Origin of the sequence: Acetobacter aceti NBRC 14818, from assembly GCF_000193495.2 — a bacterium.
Taxonomy (GTDB): Bacteria; Pseudomonadota; Alphaproteobacteria; order Acetobacterales; family Acetobacteraceae; genus Acetobacter; species Acetobacter aceti.
In genome coordinates this window covers 3,330,684-3,353,694 of the sequence record NZ_AP023410.1, presented here as the reverse complement: position 1 = coordinate 3,353,694, position 23,011 = coordinate 3,330,684, and the positions used below count along the sequence as shown (strand labels likewise).

Sequence of the window (23,011 nt, the reverse complement as noted above, 5' to 3'; positions counted from 1 at the left end):
TCAGACCCCTTTCAGGATCTTCGCATGGTGGTTCATGTGATCTTCGATAAAGGTCTGAATGAACCAGTAAGAGTGATCATATCCTGCATGGCGACGTAGCGTGAGCTTCTGGCCCACCGCCTTTGCCGCCTCTTCCAGATGCCAGGGCTGGAGTTCGCGCTCAAGGAACTGATCGCCGTCGCCCTGATCCACAAGGATCGTGGTCGGGTGCGTATGACCGGCTTTTAGAAGCAGAGTGGCGTCATGCTGTGCCCACGCTGCCTTGTCCGGACCAAGATAGGCCGTAAAGGCCTTTTCGCCCCACGGCACAGCGGCCGGATGCACGATCGGCGCGAAGGCCGACACGGACTTCCACTTCTCGGGCGAGCGGAGCGCATGGACCAGCGCTCCGTGACCACCCATCGAATGGCCGCAGATACCCTGTCGCGTCAGATCAACCGGGAACTGGCTTGCGACCAGTTTCGGCAGTTCCTCGCTGATGAACGTGCCCATGCGATAATGCGCCCGCCAGGGTGTCTGCGTGGCATCCAGATAGAAACCGGCGCCCACTCCCAGATCCCAGCTATCCGTCTCACCCGGCACATTCGCGCCACGAGGGGATGTATCGCACGCCACCAGAGCGATGCCATGCTTTGCCGCAAAACGAACGATGTTCGACTTGATCAGGAACGTATCCTGCGTGCAGGTCAGTCCCGCCAGCAGATACAGCACGGGAACTGGCTTGTCCTTGCTCGCGCCTTCGGGGATGAAAACACCGAAGGTGGTCGGAAGCCCGAGAGCCTCCGACTGGACCGTGTAGAAGCCGAGTTCGCCCCCGCAGCAGACGTGTTTGGATGCTGTTGTCAGGGTCATGTCCTGCTCCTCAGAATTCGACGACAGTGCGGATGCTCTCGCCACGCGTCATCATGTCGAAGCCCTCATTGATTTTCTCAAGTGGGAGCTTGTGCGTGATGAGATCGTCGATATTGATGCGGTTTTCCATGTACCAGTCAACAATTTTCGGCACATCGGTCCGGCCGCGCGCACCACCGAACGCCGAGCCGATCCAGCGACGGCCCGTGACAAGCTGGAACGGACGGGTGCTGATTTCCTGTCCGGCACCAGCAACACCGATGACCGTGGACACACCCCAGCCACGATGGGCGCACTCAAGAGCCTGACGCATCAGGGTCGTATTGCCGACGCACTCGAAAGTGTAGTCAGCGCCGCCACCCGTCAGTTCGATGATACGACCAACGACGTCACCATCCGGCAGATCCTTCGGGTTGACGAAGTGCGTCATGCCGAACTTGCGGGCCATTTCCTCACGAGCCGGGTTGATGTCCACGCCGATGATCTTCTCGGCGCCCACCAGCTTCGCGCCCTGAATCACGTTCAAACCGATGCCACCAAGGCCGAACACGGCGACCGTGGAATTCGGCTCAACCTTGGCCGTAAAAATGACCGCGCCAATACCCGTCGTCACACCGCAGCCGATGTAGCAGATCTTGTCGAACGGCGCGTCCTCACGGACCTTCGCCAGCGCGATTTCCGGCAGAACCGTGAAGTTCGCGAAGGTCGAGCAGCCCATGTAATGATGGATCGGCTGTCCCTTGAAAGAGAAGCGCGAGGTGCCGTCCGGCATCAGGCCCTTGCCCTGAGTTGCGCGGATGGACGTGCAGAGATTGGTCTTCTGCGAAAGGCAGGATTTACACTCACGACATTCCGGCGTGTAGAGCGGGATGACATGATCGCCCGGCTTCAGGTGTTTCACGCCTGCGCCAACTTCGCGAACGATGCCCGCGCCTTCATGGCCGAGAATGGCGGGAAACAGACCTTCCGGATCAGCGCCGGACAGGGTGAACTTGTCCGTGTGACACAGGCCGGTCGCCTTGATCTCGACCAGCACTTCACCCTCGCGCGGGCCTTCGAGCTGGACCGTCTCGATCTCCAGTGGCTTGCCGGCTTCAAACGCTACCGCAGCTCTTACGTCCATTGCGCTTTTCTCTTTCTTTCTCTGTTACTTCCATGATCAGGCTTCGGGAGCCTGACCGGCATTGGGCAGAACACCCAGAGCACGAAGATGCGCGACAATCGCGCGCGCAGCCTCGTGCGGATCGGGATCGACCATAAGCTGGCCGCCTCCGCTGTCCTTCGATGCGCCCGAAATCAGTTTCGGACGTCTGCGATAAGGACGAAGCGTTCCTGCCTCTTCATCAGCAGAAGCAGGGTGAACCGTAACGACCTCTTCGTCCACCCGCGTTTCCCGCTGACGGGCAAATACAAAAGCGGGAACACAACGGGCTGTCTCCGGAACGGTGACGACACAGGGGAATGTCACCGAAACAGGTTTGACCGCTCCTCTTGCCCGAAACTGAGCAAGGGTCAGTTGACCGGCAGCGGTCTGTTCCATGAGCGCGCCAATATCGGTGGCGATGGGCCAGCCGAGCGCCTGCGCAAGCTGATATGGCAACAGGCCTGTATCACTGCCGCCGCGACCGCGCGAAGCGGCCAGCACCAGATCTGGCCCACCATCCGCGAATAGGGCGTGGGTTTTCACTGCCTCGGCCAGAGCCTGCACAGGATCGGCTTCCCCACCTTTCAGACAGATAATGTGCGTAAGGCCATAACCACCATATTCCGCCAGAGCCGGGCTGGCCGGTCCGACATGCAGGCCGATCATCTGCGTGACGCCAAGTTCGCGCGCGAGTCCAATGGCGCGGATTTCCCCCGGCACAGGTGCAGGACGACCCGATACGGGATCAATCCCGATGGAAAGAAGGATGACAGCCTTCATGCGCCCTTCTCCCCATATTCAGCGGCGAGAATCTCGCACAGCGCAGGCATGACAGCCTGTGCATCAGCAATGATGGCGAGACCAGCGCGCGCCACCATCGCCGCGTGAAGGTCGGTGTTGACCGCCACGACATGCTCCACCCGCCCGAGCCCCTGAAGATGCTGTGGTGCTCCGGCAATGCCCAGCGCGACATAACACAGCGCGTCGAGAATCGTGCCGGACGCACCCACCTGCGTCGAACGCGGCATGTCGCCATTGTCGCACACCACACGGCTCGCGCCCGGGGTTGCGTGCAGGGCGCGCACGGTGGCACGAAAACTGGCAAAATCCGTCACACCCCGTCCTGCCGACACGACAAATGGTGCATCTCCGAGATTCATGGTGGCCGGATCGGCAGGAATGACTGCGCCGACCGTCATGCGCGCAGACGCCGGAACCGGCCCTTCAATTGTTTCTTCCAGAGACAGGATTTCGTGCGCGTCCCCTTCCCATGTCGGCACACGATCCGGCGCAAGCGTCATCAGAGGGGCAAGGCCGCCTACCCATTCCTGACGCCCTGCGCCACAAGGGCGAATGACCTGTTTCGGCCCCAGTACCTCAATCCCCGGCAACAGCCCCAGACCCGTACGAGCCGCAAGACGCCGCGCCGTGTCAGCACCTTCCTCGCTTTCCGGCAGGAGAACATGACGTGGCGACAGCGCATCCATCACGGCGACAAGTTCCGCCACGCGCCCGTCAGGATCAGAACCACTGGAAAGCAGCACAAAGCGATCTGCTCCTGCCTGACCGAGCGATGCTTCATCGACAGTCTCACCGACGACCACGACCGCCCCGCCTCCGGCATCCGCCAGCTTACGGGCCGCGCCCAGCACCTGACGATCTGCCCGATCGAGCCGTCCCTCAGGCAAGTCGGGCACAACGATGATGAAAAACTCCGGCTGTTCGACGCGAATTTTCTTTACGACAGACGCAGTGGAAGCAGCACTTCCCGCCATCTGCCCGATAAGACCAGAGCGCACCAGACGCGCCCGACCATCCCGTCCCGTCGTCAGAAGCCGTTGCCGCTCCGTGCGCGGATCACGCCGCAAACGACCGGAAGGCGACGTCATCGGCCCATCCGGCGTGGCGCTCATGTCGTAACGCAGCCGTCCGTTTCCCGGCACAAGACGGGCCGCCCGTTCGGCTCGTGGATCTCGACGGAGACGGAGCGCATTCATGCGGGCACCACCGCTTCCAGCACGAGTTCGGCGATGTCCTTCACCTCGGGACGCGGCTCCGGCACGCCCTCCAACATGGCCGTGCAGCCGGGGCATCCCACCGCGACAATCGCAGCACCGACTTCGGCAGCCTGTCCCATGCGGATGTCAGGAATACGCTGCTCGGCATCGACATCGCTGACCGGATTACCACCGCCGCCGCCACAGCACATGGACTGCTTCCCGTGTCTCTCCATCTCGACCGTTGTCTTGCAGGCCGCCGCCAGCAGACGACGCGGCGCATCGAATTCGCCATTGTAGCGTCCGAGATAACAGGGATCGTGATAAGCGACGGATGGCAGATCGCGCGCATCGAGTTTCAGACGCCCCGCACTGACCAGTTCGTCGAGGAACGTGGTGTGATGCACCACTTCCCACTTGCCGCCGAGTGCCGGATATTCGTTCTTCAGCACGTTCAGAGCGTGCGGATCGGCGGTGACAATCCGCTGGAAACGGCGGCTGTTCAGGGTGCTGATTACTTCCGTGGCCAGTCCATGAAAGGTCGCTTCATCCCCCAGACGCCGCGCCAGATCGCCGCAATCCAGTTCAGCCTCGCCCAGAATGGCGAACTTCACGTCCGCCAGATGTAGCAGCTTCACGAGCGCGCGCAGCGTGCGGGCGTAGCGCAGTTCATACGCGCCATCGCCCAGCCACAGCAGCACGTCTGTCTCATCCGCTTCGGTAAGAACTGGAACATTCTCGCCCGCCAGCCCATCCGCACGGGCAGACAGCGGACGCCCCCCGGACTCACCGGTGTCACGCAGGCGGCGCAGCGCATCCGCGGCTCCGGGGCGCACTTCACCTAACATGAGTGTCTGGCCGCGCCGGAGATCGACGATGGCGTCCACATGCTCGATCATCATCGGGCATTGCTCGACGCATGAACGGCAGGTGGTGCAGGCCCATAGCGTATCGGGGTGGATCATCGCATCCGCACCGATGATCGCGCTGGTCATGCTCCCCTTGCCCGCCGTCGGGGGTACGTGCGGCGCGGGTGAGCCGGTATAGACGCTGGCGTTCTCACCGCGGGCGGACAGCGCCAGTCCCTGAATGAGCGCCTTCGGGTTCAGTCTCTGTCCGGCAGCGAAAGCGGGGCAATGCTGCTCACACCGCCCGCATTCGATGCATGCATCGAAAGATGCAAGGATATTCCACGCAAAATCACCGGGAACGAGCGTGCCAAGCGTGGGAGCCGCGAGATCCAGCGGGCGCAGATCGGTGCTGCGACCGCCGCCGAACCTTTCCGGCCGCGAATGGGCCGCCAGCCATGTCACACCGGAAAACGCATGCCGCATCGGGCCACGCGCTACCTGCACGACCAGTCCCGCGCCACCGGCAGCCATCATGGCGAGCGGCACGAGTGCGACGCCTGTCCTTCCCGGCATGGCGACATGCACCAGCGCGACAAGCGCGCCGCCAAGATTCCACGCCAGCAGCGCATTCGGCAGCCAGAGGAATTTACCTCCCGAGAGCCAGGAGGGCTTCTTCGGGTTACGGCGTTTCCACACGAGATACGTGCCGCCAATGGCCGTGACGAAGAACACGCCAACACCGCCCCAGTAGAGGCGGCTTTCACGGAGCGCAGGAATCACGCCAGCCGCGAGAACCGCAGAACCGGCTAGTGTCCCCCCTGCAACCAGCGCATGCATTGGAGCCGCGCCCTTGCGACGCTCGACAGCATGGTGGACATCCACGAGATAGCGCTGCGGCACGGCGGCGAGCCCACGGATCATGTCCCTCGGGCTGGCTTTTCCTTTACGCCAGCGCCGGACCATCGGCACGGCGGAGACCGCGAGCGCGCCTGCCATCCCCCAGACCAGCCCGGATGCGAGGAGACCTGTCCTCCCGGCCACGCTCAGAAATCCTTGCAGAGACGGAGCGCGTCGTAGAGCGCCGCATGAATGTTGCGTCCGGCTACCGCGTCACCAATGCGGAACAGCGCGTATTCCCCGCTTTTCAGCCCTTCTACAGCGGGCTGCGTCCGGCCCTGCAGAAGTGTCGGAAGATCGGTCTGCCCGTGATTGGCAGAGCCTTCCTTCAGTTCCATGTAGAGCGCGTCGCGCGGAAGAGTGCCGCATTCGACAATGACATGATCGACGAGACGCTCTTCTTCCGTGTCCGTCATGGTGTTACGCAGAACGGCGACCAACCGGTTTCCCTCACGCGAAACCTCACGCAGTTCCATGTTTGGCGACATGACAACGCCAAGTTTATACATCTCCCGCAGATGGATCGGCTGGTTGGTGGTGCCGACTTCCTGCGCGATGAGCCGGTCATGCGTCGCCATTTCCACAAGACATCCGCGCGTCGCCATGACCTCGGCAACGGACGCGGCATTGTGCTGGCCCATTTCGTCAAACAGCAGAACACTGCCCGAAGGATTGACTGCGCCGGACAGCACATCCGCCGTGGTGTGAATGAGGTCAGCGCCTTCAAACTCACCGCGCCAAGCACTCCCGCCGGTAGCGACAATGACGATATCCGGCTTCTCCAGGCGCACCATTTCGGCAGTGGCTTCCGTGCCCGTGCGCACATCGACACCCAGTTTGCGCACCTGCCCGTCCAGCCAGCGTACGATCCCGGTCAGCGCCTCGCGCCATGTCGCCTTTGCGGCAAGATTGACCTGTCCGCCGGTCTCGTTCTCGCGCTCGAACAGCACGACGCTATGACCACGCAGCGCACAGACACGGGCGGCTTCCAGCCCGGCCACACCACCACCGATGATGACAACCCTGTGCTTCGTGCCCGTTGTCGGCTGAACGTCGTGCGGCATGGTCTGTTCACGACCCGTCGCGGCGTTTTGCAGGCAGAGCGCATCGCCGCCGACATAGATGCGGTCGATGCAGTATCCAGCACCGACGCACTGGCGGATATCGTCCGCACGCCCCGCCGCGAGCTTGTTCACGATATGCGGGTCCGCAATATGGGCGCGGGTCATGGCGACCATATCGATATGACCTTCCGCAATGGCGCGCGCGGCGGTCGCCACATCCATGATGCGCTGGGCGTGGAACACCGGAACATCGGTTTCACGCTTGATAGCGCTGGCGAGATGCAGAAACGGCGCGACGGGAAAAGACATGTTCGGCAGGCTGACGGCGTGCGACATCTCGTCACGAGCCTGCCCACCAATGACGTTGACAAAATCCACCAGTCCGCGTGACGCGTAATCGCTGGCGATTGTCAGGCAGTCTTCCTGTGACAGACCGTTTTGCAGCATTTCGTTGCCGGACATCCGCATGCCAACAACAAAATCCTCGCCCACTGCTTCGCGAATGGCTGTCAGAACCTCAATGCCGAAGCGCATACGGTTTTCAAGCGAGCCGCCATACTCATCGACACGATCATTTGCAGACGGGCTCCAGAACTGGTCGAGCAGATGACCATGCGCACCGGAAATTTCCAGCCCGTCCAGGCCACCTTTCTTGCAGCGCACCGCCGCATCAGCAAAAGCCCTGACCACACGACGGATATCCTCGATCTCCATTTCCTTTGGCATGGAACGGGAGGCCGGTTCACGACGTGGCGACGGACCGATGACCGGTAGCCACGCATCAGTATCCCAGCGCGTGCGCCGTCCCATGTGGGTGATCTGGATCATCAGTTTCGCACCGTGGCCATGCACACGATCCGCGAACTGCTGGAAATAGGGAATCACGCTGTCATCAACAACGGAAACCTGATTCCACGGTGTTGCCGGGCTATCATGATCGACCGAGGACGAGCCGCCGAACATGGTCAGACCGATGCCGCCCTTGGCCTTCTCGGCGTGATAGAGCTGATACCGTTCCTGCGGCTTGCCGTCCTTGCCATAGCCCGGCGCATGGCTCGTGCTCATGACACGATTGCGGATCACCATGTTTCTGATCCGCAGAGGCTTGAACAGGGCTTCGATATTGGAGCTCATGCGGACACATCCATGGTTGAAGTCTGTCTGGGAGAACCTTCTTTCCGCCGCCGTTCATCACGGGGCGGACAGCCGAAACGGCTGCGATAGGCTGAACTGAAATGTGAGCTGGAAACAAAGCCGCAGGCCGTTCCGATATCGGTGACCGACATCGTGGTCTGACGAAGCAGACGGCGGGCGCGTTCCAGACGCACTCCGACGAGATAGGCTGCCGGTGTGACGCCTGCATGTCGGCGAAAGATCCGCTCCAATTGCCTTACGGAAAGATGAGCGGCTCCAGCGATTTCCTCGATCCGTAACGGCCGGTCGCTCTCCCGCTCGATCAGGCTCAGAGCGCGTGCCATCGCTTCCGGCGTTCCCGGCGGAACGGGCACCGGCTGCCGTTCGTCTCCCGGACGATCACGTTCCAGAAGAAACTGCGTGGAGATTTCATTGACACGCGACGTGCCGTAACGGGAGGCAATGATCTTCAGCATCATGTCGAGCGGCGCGAGACCTCCCGTGCAGGTCAGACGATTGCGATCGATGACGAAGAAGTCGTCCGTGATGTCAATTTCGGGAAACTCCTCGCGGATTGAAGGCAGGTTTTCCCAGTGTATGGCGCAGCGATAGCCCCGAAGGAGACCCGCTTCCGCAAGTGCGAAAGTGCCAGTGCACAACGCTCCGAGCACGACACCCTGGCGAGCCTGCTGCCGCAGCCATGTCAGCAATGCGGCCCCGGTCGCTGCACGCACATCGACGCCACCGCAGACAAAGACAACGTCAAAGCGAGGCGCTGTTCTGACAGAATGTGTGGGTGCAAGTGAAAGACCATTACTGGATAAGGCGGCTCCCCCATCCAGTGACAACACCGACCAGATATAGGCCTCCTCACTCGCCAGCCTGTTGGCCATCCGCAGCGCTTCGATGGCGTTACTCACGGCGATCATCGAATAGCCTGACAGTGTCAGGAAACCAAAGCGCCGGAAGCTGCTGAGATCGGGCGAAGCAGACATCGTCAGCGTTCGATCACCACGTCGCTGGTGGGCTTTGAACAGCAGATCAGGATCATGCCCATATCGACTTCACGCTGGCGGATACCTCCTTCGTGCTTCATTTCCACAGTCCCTGATACGAGCTTGCACTTGCAGGTTCCACACAGTCCCTTTCCGCAGGATGCCGGAACGCGCATTCCCTCGGCACGGGCGGCGGAAAGAATGTTGGTGTCCGTGCCACATTCGATCTCACGACGGCTTTTTGTGAAGTTGACCTTGTAAGTCGTCTCACCCGGCTCCGGTGCGGCGAAGGCTTCTTCAAGTTCCCCTTGCATGAGTGTAGCGAAATCGAAACTTTCCTCATGATGACGGGTCATGTCGAAACCACTGTCGGCAAGCAGCGTGCGGACTGCGGCCATATAAGGCTCCGGGCCACAGACATAGACCTCGCGCTCCAGAAAATCAGGAGCGACCAGAGGCAACATTGAGGCGACAAGCCGTCCGCGCAATCCCTGCCAGCGACCGGAGGGCGTATCGCTCTCACAGATCGTGGAAGCACGGAAATCGGGCCAGCGCTGCTCCATCAGCGCCAGTTCTCGCGCAAAAATCAGATCGTCAGGACTACGGGCGCTGTGGAGAAACACCACATCCGCCTCCCCCCCAAGATCCATCAGCGTACGGGACATGGACATCATCGGTGTGATGCCGCTTCCCCCTGACAGAAAGAGAAACTTTTTCGATGAACTATCCGAGCACGTAAACTCTCCAGCCGGTCCCGTAACCTTTACTTCCATCCCCGGTTGCAGAGTGTCGTGCAGCCAGTTCGAAACCGGCCCTTTCGCCACCCGCTTCACAGTAATCGACACACGATCCGGGCGGGTGGGTGCGGAAGATAGCGTATAGCTTCGGTTGATCTCCTCTCCCGATGGTCCACATGGAAGGGAAAATGTCATGAACTGGCCAGGCCGATAGCAAAAACGGCGCGCCTGTGGAGCGGAAAACACGAATGTCTTCACATCGTGTGTTTCGTCGATGACCTGACGGCAGACAAGCACCTCATCCCGCTCAGCGTCCCACAGAGGAGCGGAAGCCAGATCGTTCAGTTCTGCAAGCACGCCGTTCACCGTCATGCCAGAGCCGCCTTCATGCGACCGATGTACCAGGCAGCGAATTTCTCAACCAGACCTTCCGTGTAAGGAGAGTATGGTCCGGCCTCAAATGCGGGATCGGTCGCGCCCTGTTGGGAAATCTCGACCAGATCCGCATCCTGCTGGTTCGTGGCCCGCCAGACTTCTGTCAGACGTTGCAGATCATAATCGACACCCTCGACCGCATCCTTGTGCACGAGCCACTTTGTGCGGACCAACGTCGTGCCAGCATCCAGTGGGAACACGGCGAAGGTGACAATGTGATCGCCCATAAAATGATGCCATGAGTTGGGCTGTGTCCAGAAGGACAAACCACCAATCGCCTTGTCTTTCAGATCTCCCAACGGAACGCGGCAGGCAGCTTTGGTGTCCATCGTCTGGCTTTCACCAGAGCGGTCGATCGGCAGCCGTTCGGTCCGGAAACCCGTGATTCTGTCATCAAGATGCTCAACCTCACGGGAGGGAAGCCCCTCTTCTTCCCAGCGCGCATGGCATGTGGTGGCCAGTTCCGCATAACGCTGCGCGTCACGCTGGCTTTCCTCATCCAGCGTTCCGGGCGCATAGCCGAAGCCATAGGCAAAAAGCGGAATGGTCAGCTCAGGATGGTTCGGGCCGCAGTGATAGCACTCGCGGTTATTTTCCAGCGTGAGCTTCCAGTTTCCCTTCTCGATGAGATCGGACTCAAAGGCCACCCGTGTATTTTTCAGATCATGCGGCGCAAGATACGGTTCCATGACACGGGCCATGTCCTCGATATCTTCCGGCGGATTTTCGGCCAGACAGATAAAGATCAGTCCCGCAACCGAACGCACCGCCACTTTCTTGAGACCACGACATTTGGGGTCAAAATCTTCCCCCATATGCTCGGCGAATTTCAGCGCGCCATCAATTCCATAGGTCCATGAATGATAGGGACAGACGATGTTGCCGATCATCGTCTTGCCTTCGGGAATCATCCGGGCGCCACGGTGACGGCAGACATTATGGAACGCCCGGATCGCATCATCATCGTCACGGGTGATGATGACGGAAGATTTCCCGATATTGACGACCATCGCATCGCCGGGTTCGGCAACATCCGGTTCGACACCGACATAAATCCAGTGCTGACCGAAGATGTGCTTCATGTCCTCATCGAAGATGCCCTCATCCGTGTAGAACGGTGCCTCAAGGGCGAAACCCGGCTTGCGGCGGGCAAGGAGCGTTTTGAGCATTTCTTCTGTTTGACCGGACATGAGGGTGTTTCCTTCCCGACCCGACTCTGGTTCGACGCATTCAGTATGCGACTTTCAGAAAGTTTTAATTTCCTAATTACGACATATTTTTACACCGTAACGACTTTGATGCCCGACTGTCCAATCCAAAAAATTAATGGGCTTTTCGTTGCGAATTAGAGCCAAACTTTATACTTTTATATCAAAAGGATAATTGAAATATATCAGCACTCAGGGAAACGGACAGCCAGCCCACCCAGAGAAGTCTCCTTGTAGCGACTGCTCATATCCTTGCCGGTCTCGTACATTGTCTTGATCACGTCATCGAGAGAGACGTGATGGGAGCCATCGCCCCGCATGGCCAGAGAGGCCGCGTTGATCGCCTTGATTGCCCCAAACGCGTTGCGTTCGATGCAGGGGATCTGCACCAGACCACCCACCGGATCGCATGTCATGCCGAGATGATGCTCCATCCCGATTTCCGCCGCGTTCTCGACCTGCGCTGCCCCTGCCCCCAAGGCCGCGGACAGACCAGCCGCCGCCATGGAACAGGCGACGCCGACCTCTCCCTGACACCCTACTTCCGCACCAGAAATGGACGCATTGCGCTTGAACAGCCCACCGATGGCAACGGCTGTCAGCAGAAAATCACGTTCACCGGCGCGGGATGCGCCTGCGCTGTAATCACGATAATACCGGAGCACGGCAGGAACAACGCCCGCAGCGCCATTGGTCGGCGCGGTGACGATGCGCCCCCCCGCTGCATTCTCCTCGTTCACAGCAATCGCGAACAGACTGACCCAGTCCATGATCTCGTGAGCCGTGCGGACGTTGCGAAACCGATCCGCCTCCAGCCGGTCGCGGATGGCGGGTGCACGCCGCTTCACGCCGAGGCGACCGGGCAACACGCCTTCCGTTCTCATCCCCCGATCAACGCACGCCATCATCACGTCGATGATGCGATCCACATAGGCCAGCACCTCTTCCACCGGACGCAGGGCGCTCTCATTGGCCAGCACGATCTCGGGAATACTGAGGCCACTACGCCGCGCACAGGCAAGAAGCTGTGCGCCGCTGCGAAAATCGAATGGCACATTGACGTTCTGCGGCACGGCCTCCGCGTTCCTGTCTTCTGGCACGACAAAGCCGCCACCGATCGAGCAGTAACGACGGATCAGAACAGCTTTTCCATTTCCATCCGTGGCGAGAAACTGAAGCGTGTTCGGATGGACGGGCGGAATCGTCTCCTTATCAAAGATGATGTCCTTGTCGGCATCGAACGTGAAAATGCAGCCACGCGGACCTAGCTCATGCGTCTCACGCACACGTGCAAGAACGGCCTCGGCCTCATCCGGGTCAACCCTATCAGGATGCAGTCCACCCAGGCCGAGAATGACGGCGCGATCCGTGGCGTGGCCCACTCCCGTCCATGCCAGCGAACCATAGAGCGTGACCCGGACATGCAGGGGATGGACCGCGTCATCCGCAAGCGCCGCCAGTTCGGTGACAAACTCCGCGGCGGCTTTCATCGGACCGACCGTATGGGAGGAAGAAGGACCAATGCCGATCTTGAAGATTTCAAAAACACTGATCATGGCGAACTTTCCGATATGCCTTTACGCAGCCGCTCTGGACTCACGCCGAAAGTGCCGTGCGGACCATCCTTGCAAAGAACCGCTTCGATAAAACGCGAACCCGAAACCCGTTTCCCATGGGACGAAACGCGCTTCGGATCACTCATTCAGACCAAAAGATATCGTATTATTAAGCGCTTTTCCGAAAGCACCGGAAAAGCGCTTAAAGGTAGCGCCTCACCAGGCCGCGTCGAGCGCCGCCGCATCCATCATGGACGACATATAGGGCCCAAAAGAACGCCACACTTCCAGATGGAACGTGTTTTCTCCCGTGCGCCAGACCATGCCGTCAGCCTTGCCGAACAGCGTGCGTGTGACCATCCCGACCGGAAAGGACCGCTCCCGCATGTCCAGCGGACTCAATGCCGCCAGCGTGTCACGCAGCTTTTCACCTTCCAGTGTCCAGCCGATCTGGCGCTCCGAAACTTCCACCAGACTGTTCGGCACAGTGCCGAGATAGGTGGTGACGGCTTCAGGCAGCCCTGCCTCACCTGTGATGATGAACAGTTCCTGCGGCGCGAGACGCAGCAGCGTGCAGTCACCAACGATCACACTTTCCAGCATGGCCGGAGCCCAGGACAGACCGAAGGCCCATGCCACACCTTCCAGCGTGTCCTTGCGACCCTGAAGGGCGAAGCGACGCCCTCCCTTGAGAGGCGTGGCCGTGAACCCGGCGCGGGAGATAGCCAGTGAGTTGGAAACAGAGACGTCAGACATTGAGGCGGGCTCCTTCCGCGTCATAGAACACCGGACTGGTGACGGTGACCGGGATCACCTTGTCTTCCATCGGCACGTAGAGGGTCTGTCCCATGCGGGCGCGCCCACCGGACACCATGGCGAGAGCGATGGACCGGCCCAGCGTCGCACTGTGGTAGGACGAGGTGACATGGCCAATTTTGTCCATCGGAATGACCTCGTTCGGGCTGGCGACAAGCTGCGCCCCTTCTTCCAGCACTTCCTGCGGCGCTTGCGTGTAGAGGCCGACAAGTTGGTAGCGGTCCGGGTCCTGCATCGCTGGGAGAGCCAGTGAGCGTTTACCCACGAAGTCCTTCTTCAACTTGCTGACCGCCCAGCCACAGCCCGCATCATCCGGCGTCGCCGTGCCATCGGTTTCCTGCCCGACGATGATGTAGCCTTTCTCGGCACGCAGGACGTGCATCGTCTCCGTGCCATAAGGCGTCATGTCGTAAGGCTTGCCCGCCTCCCAGATACGCTCCCACACTTCGAGTGCACGGCTCGGCGGCACGTTCACTTCGAAGCCAAGCTCGCCGGAGAAGCTGACCCGGAACAGGCGCATCGGGATTCCACCGATAGTGCCTTCCACGACGCTCATATGCGGCATGGTGGCGTGCGAAATGTCCAGCCCGTCCACCAAAGGCGCCAGAACCTCGCGTGCCTTCGGACCCTGCACCGCGATGACCGCCCACTCTTCCGAGGTGGAAGTCAGCCAGACATCGAGATCCTGCCATTCGGTCTGGAGGTAGTCCTCCATCATGGTCAGAACGCCTGCCGCGCCACCTGTCGTGGTGGTGACGTGGAAACGATCTTTCGCGATGCGACCGACAACACCGTCATCATAAACGAAGCCGTTTTCGCGACACATCAGGCCGTAACGGCATTTGCCGACACCCAGCTTGGTCCAGCCGTTGACATACATCCGGTTCATGAACTCGGCGGCGTCAGGTCCGACGACCTCGATCTTGCCCAGCGTGGTGGCGTCGAAGATGCCAACGCTCTTGCGGACAGCGAGGCACTCACGGGCCACGGCGGCGTCCATGTCTTCACCCGGCTGCGGGAAGTAGCGGGCGCGACGCCACAGGCTGACATCTTCGAAGACCGCGCCCTTGCTGCGCGCCCAGGGGTCGATCGGTGTGCGGCGATCCGGATCGAACAGGTTACCCCGCTCATGACCGCTGAACGCGCCGAACGTCACCGGCGTGTAAGGCGCACGGAACGTGGTGAGACCGATCTGCTGCTTCGGACGACCCAGCGCGCTGGACGCAATGCCGAGCGCATTCAGGTTCGAGGTCTTGCCCTGATCGGTGGCCATGCCGGTGGTCGTGTAGCGCTTGATGTGCTCGATCGAACGGAAGCCCTCGCGCACAGCAAGTTTCACGTCCTTGGCCGTCACGTCGTTCTGGTAATCGACGAACGCCATGGCCGTCAGGCCCTTGCCGCGACGGGGCAGCGCACCGGTGAAGCCACCGCGACCGATGGCGTCGCTGGTCACTTCCCACAGAGGAAGATCGACCTCACCGTCAAAACCTGCGTCTTTCGCAGCACCGGCACCAGCTTTCAGACCATCGGCCAGCACTTCTCCAAGGTCGTAGATCCCGCGACAGGAACCGGTTGAACGCTCTGCCTGAGCAGACTCGCCCGGTAGATAGGTATCGAGATCGGCGTTGTAGACCACCTTGCCCTTGGACTGGGAGAACAGGTGCAGGCTCGGCGTCCAGCCACCCGCCATGAGCAGCAGGTCGCAACTGTAGTTCTTGCCCTCACCCACATCGCCACCCGGCAGAACCGGAGCCAGTTCGACGCTGTGAATACGCTGCGAACCGTGAGCGCGCTGGACCGTGCTGTTGACCAGAACCTTGATACCCGCAGCTTTTACCTTGCGAAACAGTTCAGAGTCAGGCTTCGGACGGATATCGACGATGGCAGCGATTTTCACACCCGCTTCAAGCAGATCGAGCGCCACGCGATAGGCACTGTCGTCCGCCGTGGCGATGACAGCCTTACGACCACAGGCCACGCCATACCGATTGAGGTAAGTCTGCGCCGCGCTGGCGAGCATGACGCCCGGACGGTCATTACCTTCGAACACCAGCGGACGTTCGATCGCACCGGACGCGATAACCACCTGTTTCGCGCGCACCTGCCATAGACGCTCGCGCGGCGTGGCCGGGTTTGGCGTGCTCAGATGATCGGTCAGGCGTTCGTTGAGCGCGACCATGTTGTGCGGACCATAATTGAACACCGTGGTGCGGGTGAACATCCGCACGTTGGGCAGCTTCTTCAGTTCGGCGACCGTGCGCTCGACCCACTCGGAAGCAGGCAGACCGTCGATACGGGATGCGCGATCAAAGAGCAGGCTGCCACCGAACTCCGCCGTCTCGTCGGCGAGCATCACTTCCGCGCCAGCCTTCGCGGCCGTCAGAGCCGCCGCCAGACCAGCGGGGCCACCACCGGCTACCAGCACGTCGCAGAACGTGTACTGGAAAGCGTAATGATCCGGATCAGGCTCGGTTGGAGCCACACCCAGACCAGCCGAACGACGGATGATCGGCTCATAGACCTTGGTCCAGAAATTCCGCGGCCACATAAAGGTCTTGTAGTAGAAGCCTGACGGAATCAGTGGTGAGGCCAGATTGTTCACCGCCCCCATGTCGAACTGAAGACAGGGGAAGCGGTTCTGGCTCTGCGCGGTCAGACCGTCATAGACCTCGACCTGCGTGGCGACGAGGTTCGGCGTTTGCAGTGCAGGACCGGAACCGACAGCCACGACGGCGTTCGGCTCGTCGGAACCGGCGGAGATCGGGCCGCGTGGACGGTGATATTTGAAGGACCGCCCCATCAGGTGAACGCCGTTCGCCAGCAGGGCCGAGGCGAGCGTATCACCCTCGAAGCCTTCAAAGCTGCGGCCGTCAAATGTGAAGCGCACAGGGCGGCGCGTGTTGACGCGACCGCGACCGGGAACGCGGGCAGAAGCTCGGGACAAGCTACTCATCGTGCAGCCTCCGCAGCCTGTTCCGGAGTGACTTCCGGACGCGGCTGTCCGATTTCATAGGTGACAACGAAACGATCCGTCCGCGTATCGCGGATGGCGTTGAAGAAGCGGTTGCAGCCGTGAGCATGACGCCACCGCTCGGCGATCAGTCCCTTCGGGTTGTCGCGCATGTAGAGATACTGAGCCCATTCCTCATCAGTCAGGCTCATGGGATCACGAGGACGGTCGATATGAGCCTCGCCCCCGTTGGAAAATTCGACTTCGGCTCGTTCCCCGCAATACGGGCAGCGGATCAGCAGCATGATGCACTCGCTCCTCGGAGCAGACCGGATGTGAAAACTCGTGCCGTTATCGGCGATGATTTCTGAAGCATGAGGCGACACACCATCTCAGTGCGCCACCGCCGCTGCCGCCGCTTCGTCAATCATCACGCCGTCACGGAAGCGCTCGATGGTGAAGGGCGCATTGATCGGATGCGGCTCATTCTTCGCGATGGTCCAGGCAAACAGGTTCGCCGCACCCGGCGTCGCCTTGAAGCCGCCCGTTCCCCAGCCGCAGTTGACGTAAAGCCCCGGCACCGAGGTCTTCGCCGTGATCGGCGAACGGTCGGGCGTGTTGTCCGTGATACCGCCCCACGAACGCATCATGCGCAAACGGCGGAACATCGGGAACAGCTCGCAGATCGCCGCCAATGTTTCGGCCGGAATATGCAGTCCACCGCGCTGGGTATAGGACACATAGGAGTCCGTTCCCGCGCCGATCACCATCTCGCCTTTGTCAGACTGGCTGATATAGGCGTGAATGGTGTTGGACATGACGATGGTCGGGAAAGCAGGCTTCACCGGCTCGGAGACAAGCGCCTGAAGCGGATTGCTCTGCAATGGCAGACGGATGCCCGCCATTTCCAGAACGACCGAACTGTGACCCGCTGCCGAAACAGCGACCTTTTTCGCGTTGACCGTGCCCTTCGTGGTCTCGACGCCGGTGACAGCGCCATCCGGACCACGATTGATGCCGGTCACTTCGCAATTCTCGATGATGTCCACACCCATGTCGCTGGCGGCACGGGCAAAACCCCATGCCACGGCGTCGTGGCGGGCCGTGCCAGCGCGACGCTGAAGCGAGGCGCCGAGAACCGGATAACGGATGTTCGGCGAGATGTTCAGCGGCGGACAGAATTCCTTCGCCTCCTCCGCCGACAGCCACTCGTTGTCGATTCCGTTCAGACGATTGGCATGAACGTGACGTTTGAACACCTGCACGTCATGCACGGTGTGCGCCACCATCAGGCATCCGCGCTGACTGAACATGACGTTGTAGTTCAGTTCCTGCGAGAGATTTTCCCACAGTTTCAGAGAATGCTCGTAATAGGAGGAGCTTTCGTCGAACAGGTAGTTCGAGCGAATGATGGTGGTGTTACGGGCGGTGTTGCCACCCGCCAGCCAGCCACGCTCGATCACGGCGATGTTGCGCAGCCCGTGCTGTTTGGCGAGGTAATACGCCGCACCGAGGCCGTGGCCGCCGCCACCGACAATGATAATATCATAAGCCTTCTTTGGCTGCTCGACGGAGCGCCATTGCGGCTTCCAGCCCAGATGGCCACCGAGAGCCTTTCTGGCCAGGGAAAGAGCAGAAAATCGTTCCATATCCGTCCCGCATCACAACAGGTTCATGAGGCGAGCATGCGCCCCGAAATCCGGGGTCGCTGGTCAGGATCAGACGGGAAACTTGAATAAATGCGACACTGTGAAAATTTTTATCGCATTCGAAATGAACAATGCCAACAGACCCTTCATTTCAAGGGCCGTGGAGAGTGATCAAACGGATAAAATGATGATCCTGTTTGCAGGAACACGCAGCGGGACTGGAAAAAACCTCAGATCCCGAAACAGGCGGCGGTGCCACCCGGTCACTCTGCAGGGATAAGCGACATTATCCAAAATACGGCAGAGAAATATCCCGCCTGCACAAAATCCGGCAGGCGGGAGAGACGCCTTATTTCGTCGTGACGAGCATGATCTCAACGAGCATCTTCGGGTCAGCCATGACAGCCTGCACGCAGGCGCGGGCCGGTGCACCGTTTTCCGGCAGCCATGCGCTCCAGACTTCGTTCAGCGTGGTGCGGTCGTTGATGTTTTTCAGCCAGATCTGGGCCTGCAGGATACGGGTCTTGTCCGTGCCGTGCTCTTCCAGAAGCGTATCGAGCTGCTCAAGGATATCCTGCGTCTGGCCCTTGGCATCCTTCGTGAGGTCGCGGGCGACCATGCCCTGTGTGAAAATAAAGCCGTGATATTCGACGGCCTTGGACAGAATCTTGTTCGGTTCTGTGCGGAGAATCTTGCTCATGATGCCATCTCTCTTTCCTGGTGGTAGGTTAACGGGCGCATTCTTAACAAACTTACCCGCCGTATCACAATCGACAGGTCTCCTGGCAGTTGAAGGGGTCGAGAGTCACAAGCCGTTTGAATGCTCCCGCTTCCAGCCCCGCAGGAGATTCCTTCTCTGGCAGCGGAATGTCTTCCTTCATGAGTTGACAACAGAACGGTCTTACAAAGACCGCTACCAATGAACCGCATAGCGCTTTTCAATCTTCATGGAAGACCTATAGTGAGCGCTCTGAAAGAAACATGAAATCCGCGAGAGAATGTCATTGACCCCTGATGCCCCGCCCGAACTCTCCGCCGTCTATCGTGGCGAGAAAATGCCCTGTTTCTGGCTTCTGGCGTCGGGCATCGAAAGCGGCTGGCTTCCTCAGGTAAAACCGGCTCCCGGCGACACGCTGCCGGAAGGCATCCCCCATCGTATCGCCCAGTACTGGCACTCGTCCGTTCTGCCGGAAGAAGTGCAGCGTGCTGTCGAGACCATGAAGGCGCATAATCCGGGCTTCGCGCATCATCTGGTCTGCGATGAGTCCGCCAGAGTTTTCATCCAGCAGCATTACGGAGAAGAAAAAGCGCGCCTGTTCGATGCCTGCTTCCACGCCACAATGCGCTCTGATTTCTGGCGTCTGTGCGATCTGTATGAATATGGCGGAATCTATGTCGATGTGGACACCATTGCACACGCCCCTCTGTCGCGCATTGCCGCCGGAGCGAATTTCAACTGCATGGTGACCTACGCCATCGGTCAGCCCTGGTGCATCAACAACGGCTTTTTCATCGCGACTCCCCGAAATCCGGTGATACACGCCATCCTGACACTGATGTTCGACAACGTCTCACGCTTTGTCCGCACCGGCCAGTTTGAGAATGTCTGGGTCGAGACGGGGCCGGGCGTCACGACAATGGCGACCATGCGCTGGCTGGCGAAGCAGTCCGTCGATCATGGCGTTTCTCCCACCGCGAGCGATCTGATATTCCGGCCCTATACAGCCGTTACAGACGCCTTCAATGATGCGGATATGGCCTACAAGGCGCATCCTGAAGGAAACTGGCGGGGCGCCACTCCCACGGGCCAGAAGCGGTAACGCATCCCGACATTTTTCGCGCCTGCCAGTGGCTGCCCGAAAGAAAGTCAGCACTGCCCTCATGTTCACATCCTGAATCCAGCCTCATGTCAGACAAGAAAACCTCCCGCTCAGCCCTCGCCAGTCCGAGACGCCGTGCTGCCCTGTCTTCTCTCGTCACGCTTGGTGCGACGGGCTGTCTTGCCGGAATTGCACACGCCGCCGAGACGACCGGAACGCCCTCCACACCCACGACGCCTCTTCCTCCGCAGGCTCCGGATCACACGCATGATGCTGAGCCAAATGCCTCACATCCCTCCCCGGCCGATCAACCAGGAAACGCGCTGATGCATCCCGCAATGGAGACCCCTGCGGACACGCTGTATCGTCCCTCCGTCCATTTCAGCCCGACCACAGGCTTCATGAACGATCCGAACGGTCTGGTGTTCGACGGCACGCGCTATCACCTCTACTACCAGTATGATCCGTTCGCGCCGTATGCCGGCCATGTTCACTGGGGACACGCGACGAGCACGGATCTTCTGCACTGGCAGGATCAGCCGATCGCCATTCCGGAGACCAAGGCGGGCGAGGCCTATACAGGCTGCGCTGTCGTCGATGAGAAGAACACGTCCGGTCTCTTCGCGTCAGGCGAAAGCGGTATCGTCGCCCTTTACACCCGCGCCAGCCCCACCGAGCAGGCCCAGTATCTCGCTGTCAGCAAGGATCAGGGACAGACCTTCACGGAATACGAACACAATCCGATTCTGGATCTCGGCAGCAATTCCTTCCGTGACCCGCAGGTGATCTTCCATAAACCCACACGGCAGTGGGTCATGGTGGTGGCGAAGTCCCGCCTGCATCAGATTGCGTTCTACGCCTCCACGGACCTGATTCACTGGGTGCATCTCAGCGATTTCGGCCCGTCCGGCCTGTTCGGCGTCGATTACGAATGCCCCAATCTGCTTGAAGTGCCGGTTGAAGGCGGTGGCACGCGCTGGGTGCTGTTCGTCTCCGTCAATCCCGGTGCGCCGCTGGGAGGCAGCACGACCCAGTATTTCATCGGCAGTTTCGACGGCTCGCGCTTCACGCCGGATGACACCGTGATAGGCCTGACGGACTTCGCCAAGGACGCCTACGCGCTTCAGGTCTACAGTAATATGCCGAAGGACGAGGCTGTCTCCATCGCATGGTTCGGCAACTGGCAGTATTGTCAGGAACTGCCGACCCGGACATGGCGCGGGTGCATGACCCTGCCGCGCACCATGACATTGAAGCGGGATTTCGCCGGCTGGCTGCGCCTTGCCCAGCAACCGCGTGGTGTGGAGAGCCTGTGGGACAGGCCGCTTTCCTTTCAGCCACGTCGACTTGCAGCCGGAACCAGTGTGCAAACGGCCATTCCCATCGGTTCAGCGCTTGATCTGAGCCTGAGCGCGACCGTGGATGAGCGCCCTGCAGGGCTGCCACCGGGAGACAAGGGCCGTACCGGGCGCTTTGTCATCACATTCGGCAATGAACAGGGCGAAGCCCTGACAATCGGGTTTGACGCCTTTTCCGGTCAACTCTGGCTGGATCGCGGGAATCTGCGCGGTTTCTCACAGCCTTTCTTCACCGGAGAGTTCTCGACAGTCCTCAACCCTGATGACCGGCATTTCTCCATTCGTGTCATTCTCGATGCCAGCACGCTCGAGATTTTCGCCAACGGAGGACTTTCCGTGGGGACGGCTCTGATCTATCCCTCCGCGCCCCTCACCTTCCTGCGTCTCGAGACATCAGGGGCAAGCGCGACGGTGGACAGCATCAGCCTGCATTCCCTCCACAAGACCATGGAACGGGAAACGTCGATCTGAGTAAGTCATTATCGGGTTGGAGCCGCTTTCAGTAAGGCTCCAACCCGGAACTACCCTTGAGCCGATATCCTTCAAAGTCGCCAGATTCCCTTCAGGCGCAAACTGCTTTAGAGTGCTATGCATGAACAGATTTTGCGAATGGTTTCCGACATGAGCCGCGTTTCCATCGAACTGGTTCCCCGCGACGCGGAGACTCTCACTCGTGAGGTGCGGGAACTGCGCGAGTGTCTGCCTTTCGTCGATACGATCAACATTCCCGACATCCAGCGGTTCTCCCTGCGCAGCTGGGACGCCGCCGCCATGGCGCAGGGCAGTTTCCGCTCGATCATCCCACATATCCGGGCCATCGATATCGACCCGAAGGGACCACTCCCCGGTCTGGACACGCCGGGTCTGAAGGAAGTTCTGATCATCAAGGGCGACCCTCCGGCAGACCTGAACCACCGCGTCTTCCCGAACACATCAGACGCCATCATCCGACGTTATGTGCGGGAAGCGCCGCATCTGAAGGTGTACGCCGCGTTTGATCCCTATCGTCGTGCCCCCTACCGTGAACTGGAAGAACTGGCCCGCAAGAAGGATGCCGGAGCCTGCGGTTTCTTCACCCAGCCCCTGTTTGACATGCGGATGCTCGATCTCTGCCGGGAATGGCTACAGGACGAGACAGTCTTCTGGGGTTTCTCTCCCGTTATCGGGCCGAAATCACGCTCCTACTGGGAGACGACAAACCATATTGTCTTTCCGCATGATTTCTCTCCCACCCTTGAAGCCAATCTCGCATTTGCAAGACAGGCCATTCAGGAAGTGCGGGCTGGTGGCGGCTCCGTCTATCTGATGCCGCTACGGGTCAGACTCGCCAGCTACCTCTCCCCCCTCGCTGACGTATTGATGACATAATCTGCCTTTCAAATCCCGGTTTTCTGCGGTTCACACAAAGTTTTGTTGCATTTTTGAAACAACAAAACACCAAACTCCTGCCCAATTTGCTGGCCATAAAGGCAGAGGCAGGTTATTAAGGAACTGTTAGTCAGTATCCTTTATGCAGGCCAGAGGGTCAGTCTTGTTTCGTGTGTCGCA

Annotated in this window: 18 protein-coding genes; 3 read left to right on the top strand and 15 right to left on the bottom strand. The window is 60.0% G+C overall.

Features of this window, described 5'->3' with window-relative positions; genetic code table 11:
* The 15 genes from fghA to EMQ_RS15305 all read right to left on the bottom strand — a co-directional run bounded on the left by fghA (position 1) and on the right by EMQ_RS15305 (position 18,985).
* Positions 1-852: an S-formylglutathione hydrolase gene (gene fghA / locus EMQ_RS15375; RefSeq protein ID WP_010667026.1), complete on the bottom strand. Its 852-nt coding sequence runs from the start codon at positions 850-852 to the stop codon at positions 1-3.
* Between the two features lie 10 nt (positions 853-862).
* Entirely contained in the window at positions 863-1,975 is a 1,113-nt protein-coding gene (locus tag EMQ_RS15370; RefSeq protein ID WP_010667027.1) for an S-(hydroxymethyl)glutathione dehydrogenase/class III alcohol dehydrogenase, read from the bottom strand.
* Between the two features lie 36 nt (positions 1,976-2,011).
* Positions 2,012-2,776 carry an adenine nucleotide alpha hydrolase family protein gene (locus EMQ_RS15365; protein WP_010667028.1) on the bottom strand — a complete coding sequence of 255 codons (765 nt, stop codon included), beginning with the start codon at positions 2,774-2,776 and terminating at the stop codon, positions 2,012-2,014.
* Complete coding sequence (locus EMQ_RS15360; RefSeq protein WP_010667029.1) at positions 2,773-3,993, bottom strand: electron transfer flavoprotein subunit alpha/FixB family protein; 1,221 nt, start codon at positions 3,991-3,993, stop codon at positions 2,773-2,775. Before EMQ_RS15360 ends, EMQ_RS15365 begins: the two co-directional genes overlap by 4 nt.
* Positions 3,990-5,885, bottom strand: coding sequence for a DUF3483 domain-containing protein (locus EMQ_RS15355; protein ID WP_010667030.1), 1,896 nt, complete (start codon positions 5,883-5,885; stop codon positions 3,990-3,992). Before EMQ_RS15355 ends, EMQ_RS15360 begins: the two co-directional genes overlap by 4 nt.
* Before the next feature lie 2 nt (positions 5,886-5,887).
* Positions 5,888-7,939 carry an FAD-dependent oxidoreductase gene (locus EMQ_RS15350; RefSeq protein ID WP_018307743.1) on the bottom strand — a complete coding sequence of 684 codons (2,052 nt, stop codon included), beginning with the start codon at positions 7,937-7,939 and terminating at the stop codon, positions 5,888-5,890.
* On the bottom strand, positions 7,936-8,934 hold the full coding sequence (locus EMQ_RS15345; protein ID WP_010668260.1) for a GlxA family transcriptional regulator: 999 nt from the start codon (positions 8,932-8,934) through the stop codon (positions 7,936-7,938). Before EMQ_RS15345 ends, EMQ_RS15350 begins: the two co-directional genes overlap by 4 nt.
* 2 nt (positions 8,935-8,936) lie before the next feature.
* Positions 8,937-10,043, bottom strand: coding sequence for a hybrid-cluster NAD(P)-dependent oxidoreductase (locus EMQ_RS15340; RefSeq protein ID WP_010668259.1), 1,107 nt, complete (start codon positions 10,041-10,043; stop codon positions 8,937-8,939).
* A complete protein-coding gene (locus EMQ_RS15335) occupies positions 10,040-11,296 on the bottom strand; it encodes an aromatic ring-hydroxylating oxygenase subunit alpha (protein ID WP_010668258.1) in 1,257 nt (418 codons plus the stop codon). The genes EMQ_RS15340 and EMQ_RS15335 overlap by 4 nt, the downstream gene beginning before the upstream one ends.
* Positions 11,297-11,499: 203 nt before the next feature.
* Complete coding sequence (locus tag EMQ_RS15330) at positions 11,500-12,870, bottom strand: L-serine ammonia-lyase (RefSeq protein ID WP_010668257.1); 1,371 nt, start codon at positions 12,868-12,870, stop codon at positions 11,500-11,502.
* A gap of 216 nt (positions 12,871-13,086) precedes the next feature.
* Positions 13,087-13,626 (bottom strand): sarcosine oxidase subunit gamma, encoded by a 540-nt coding sequence (locus tag EMQ_RS15325; RefSeq protein WP_010668256.1) that lies wholly within the window; start codon positions 13,624-13,626, stop codon positions 13,087-13,089.
* A complete protein-coding gene (locus tag EMQ_RS15320) occupies positions 13,619-16,639 on the bottom strand; it encodes a sarcosine oxidase subunit alpha family protein (protein ID WP_018307742.1) in 3,021 nt (1,006 codons plus the stop codon). The genes EMQ_RS15325 and EMQ_RS15320 overlap by 8 nt, the downstream gene beginning before the upstream one ends.
* Positions 16,636-16,941 (bottom strand): sarcosine oxidase subunit delta, encoded by a 306-nt coding sequence (locus tag EMQ_RS15315; protein ID WP_010668566.1) that lies wholly within the window; start codon positions 16,939-16,941, stop codon positions 16,636-16,638. The genes EMQ_RS15320 and EMQ_RS15315 overlap by 4 nt, the downstream gene beginning before the upstream one ends.
* Before the next feature lie 87 nt (positions 16,942-17,028).
* Complete coding sequence (locus EMQ_RS15310; protein WP_010668565.1) at positions 17,029-18,285, bottom strand: sarcosine oxidase subunit beta family protein; 1,257 nt, start codon at positions 18,283-18,285, stop codon at positions 17,029-17,031.
* A 349-nt stretch (positions 18,286-18,634) separates the two neighbouring features.
* The gene (locus EMQ_RS15305) at positions 18,635-18,985 is read right to left on the bottom strand and encodes a RidA family protein (RefSeq protein ID WP_010668564.1); all 351 of its coding nucleotides are present in this window, start codon (positions 18,983-18,985) and stop codon (positions 18,635-18,637) included.
* A 298-nt stretch (positions 18,986-19,283) separates the two neighbouring features.
* Here EMQ_RS15305 and EMQ_RS15300 point away from each other — a divergent pair, with 298 nt between their 5' ends.
* The 3 genes from EMQ_RS15300 to EMQ_RS15290 all read left to right on the top strand — a co-directional run bounded on the left by EMQ_RS15300 (position 19,284) and on the right by EMQ_RS15290 (position 22,831).
* Positions 19,284-20,105, top strand: coding sequence for a glycosyltransferase family 32 protein (locus tag EMQ_RS15300; RefSeq protein ID WP_018307741.1), 822 nt, complete (start codon positions 19,284-19,286; stop codon positions 20,103-20,105).
* Between the two features lie 86 nt (positions 20,106-20,191).
* The gene (locus tag EMQ_RS15295) at positions 20,192-21,934 is read left to right on the top strand and encodes a glycoside hydrolase family 32 protein (RefSeq protein ID WP_010665676.1); all 1,743 of its coding nucleotides are present in this window, start codon (positions 20,192-20,194) and stop codon (positions 21,932-21,934) included.
* Between the two features lie 150 nt (positions 21,935-22,084).
* Positions 22,085-22,831: a methylenetetrahydrofolate reductase gene (locus EMQ_RS15290; protein ID WP_026199968.1), complete on the top strand. Its 747-nt coding sequence runs from the start codon at positions 22,085-22,087 to the stop codon at positions 22,829-22,831.
* The last annotated feature ends 180 nt before the right edge of the window (positions 22,832-23,011 follow it).

Excerpts from the sequence above, each read along its gene's own strand:
- fghA (WP_010667026.1), bottom strand. The coding sequence starts at position 852 with ATGACCCTGACAACAGCATCCAAACACGTCTGCTGCGGGGGCGAACTC.
- EMQ_RS15370 (WP_010667027.1), bottom strand. The coding sequence starts at position 1,975 with ATGGACGTAAGAGCTGCGGTAGCGTTTGAAGCCGGCAAGCCACTGGAG.
- EMQ_RS15365 (WP_010667028.1), bottom strand. The coding sequence starts at position 2,776 with ATGAAGGCTGTCATCCTTCTTTCCATCGGGATTGATCCCGTATCGGGT.
- EMQ_RS15360 (WP_010667029.1), bottom strand. The coding sequence starts at position 3,993 with ATGAATGCGCTCCGTCTCCGTCGAGATCCACGAGCCGAACGGGCGGCC.
- EMQ_RS15350 (WP_018307743.1), bottom strand. The coding sequence starts at position 7,939 with ATGAGCTCCAATATCGAAGCCCTGTTCAAGCCTCTGCGGATCAGAAAC.
- EMQ_RS15345 (WP_010668260.1), bottom strand. The coding sequence starts at position 8,934 with ATGTCTGCTTCGCCCGATCTCAGCAGCTTCCGGCGCTTTGGTTTCCTG.
- EMQ_RS15340 (WP_010668259.1), bottom strand. The coding sequence starts at position 10,043 with ATGACGGTGAACGGCGTGCTTGCAGAACTGAACGATCTGGCTTCCGCT.
- EMQ_RS15335 (WP_010668258.1), bottom strand. The coding sequence starts at position 11,296 with ATGTCCGGTCAAACAGAAGAAATGCTCAAAACGCTCCTTGCCCGCCGC.
- EMQ_RS15330 (WP_010668257.1), bottom strand. The coding sequence starts at position 12,870 with ATGATCAGTGTTTTTGAAATCTTCAAGATCGGCATTGGTCCTTCTTCC.
- EMQ_RS15325 (WP_010668256.1), bottom strand. The coding sequence starts at position 13,626 with ATGTCTGACGTCTCTGTTTCCAACTCACTGGCTATCTCCCGCGCCGGG.
- EMQ_RS15320 (WP_018307742.1), bottom strand. The coding sequence starts at position 16,639 with ATGAGTAGCTTGTCCCGAGCTTCTGCCCGCGTTCCCGGTCGCGGTCGC.
- EMQ_RS15315 (WP_010668566.1), bottom strand. The coding sequence starts at position 16,941 with ATGCTGCTGATCCGCTGCCCGTATTGCGGGGAACGAGCCGAAGTCGAA.
- EMQ_RS15310 (WP_010668565.1), bottom strand. The coding sequence starts at position 18,285 with ATGGAACGATTTTCTGCTCTTTCCCTGGCCAGAAAGGCTCTCGGTGGC.
- EMQ_RS15305 (WP_010668564.1), bottom strand. The coding sequence starts at position 18,985 with ATGAGCAAGATTCTCCGCACAGAACCGAACAAGATTCTGTCCAAGGCC.
- EMQ_RS15300 (WP_018307741.1), top strand. The coding sequence starts at position 19,284 with ATGTCATTGACCCCTGATGCCCCGCCCGAACTCTCCGCCGTCTATCGT.
- EMQ_RS15295 (WP_010665676.1), top strand. The coding sequence starts at position 20,192 with ATGTCAGACAAGAAAACCTCCCGCTCAGCCCTCGCCAGTCCGAGACGC.
- EMQ_RS15290 (WP_026199968.1), top strand. The coding sequence starts at position 22,085 with ATGAGCCGCGTTTCCATCGAACTGGTTCCCCGCGACGCGGAGACTCTC.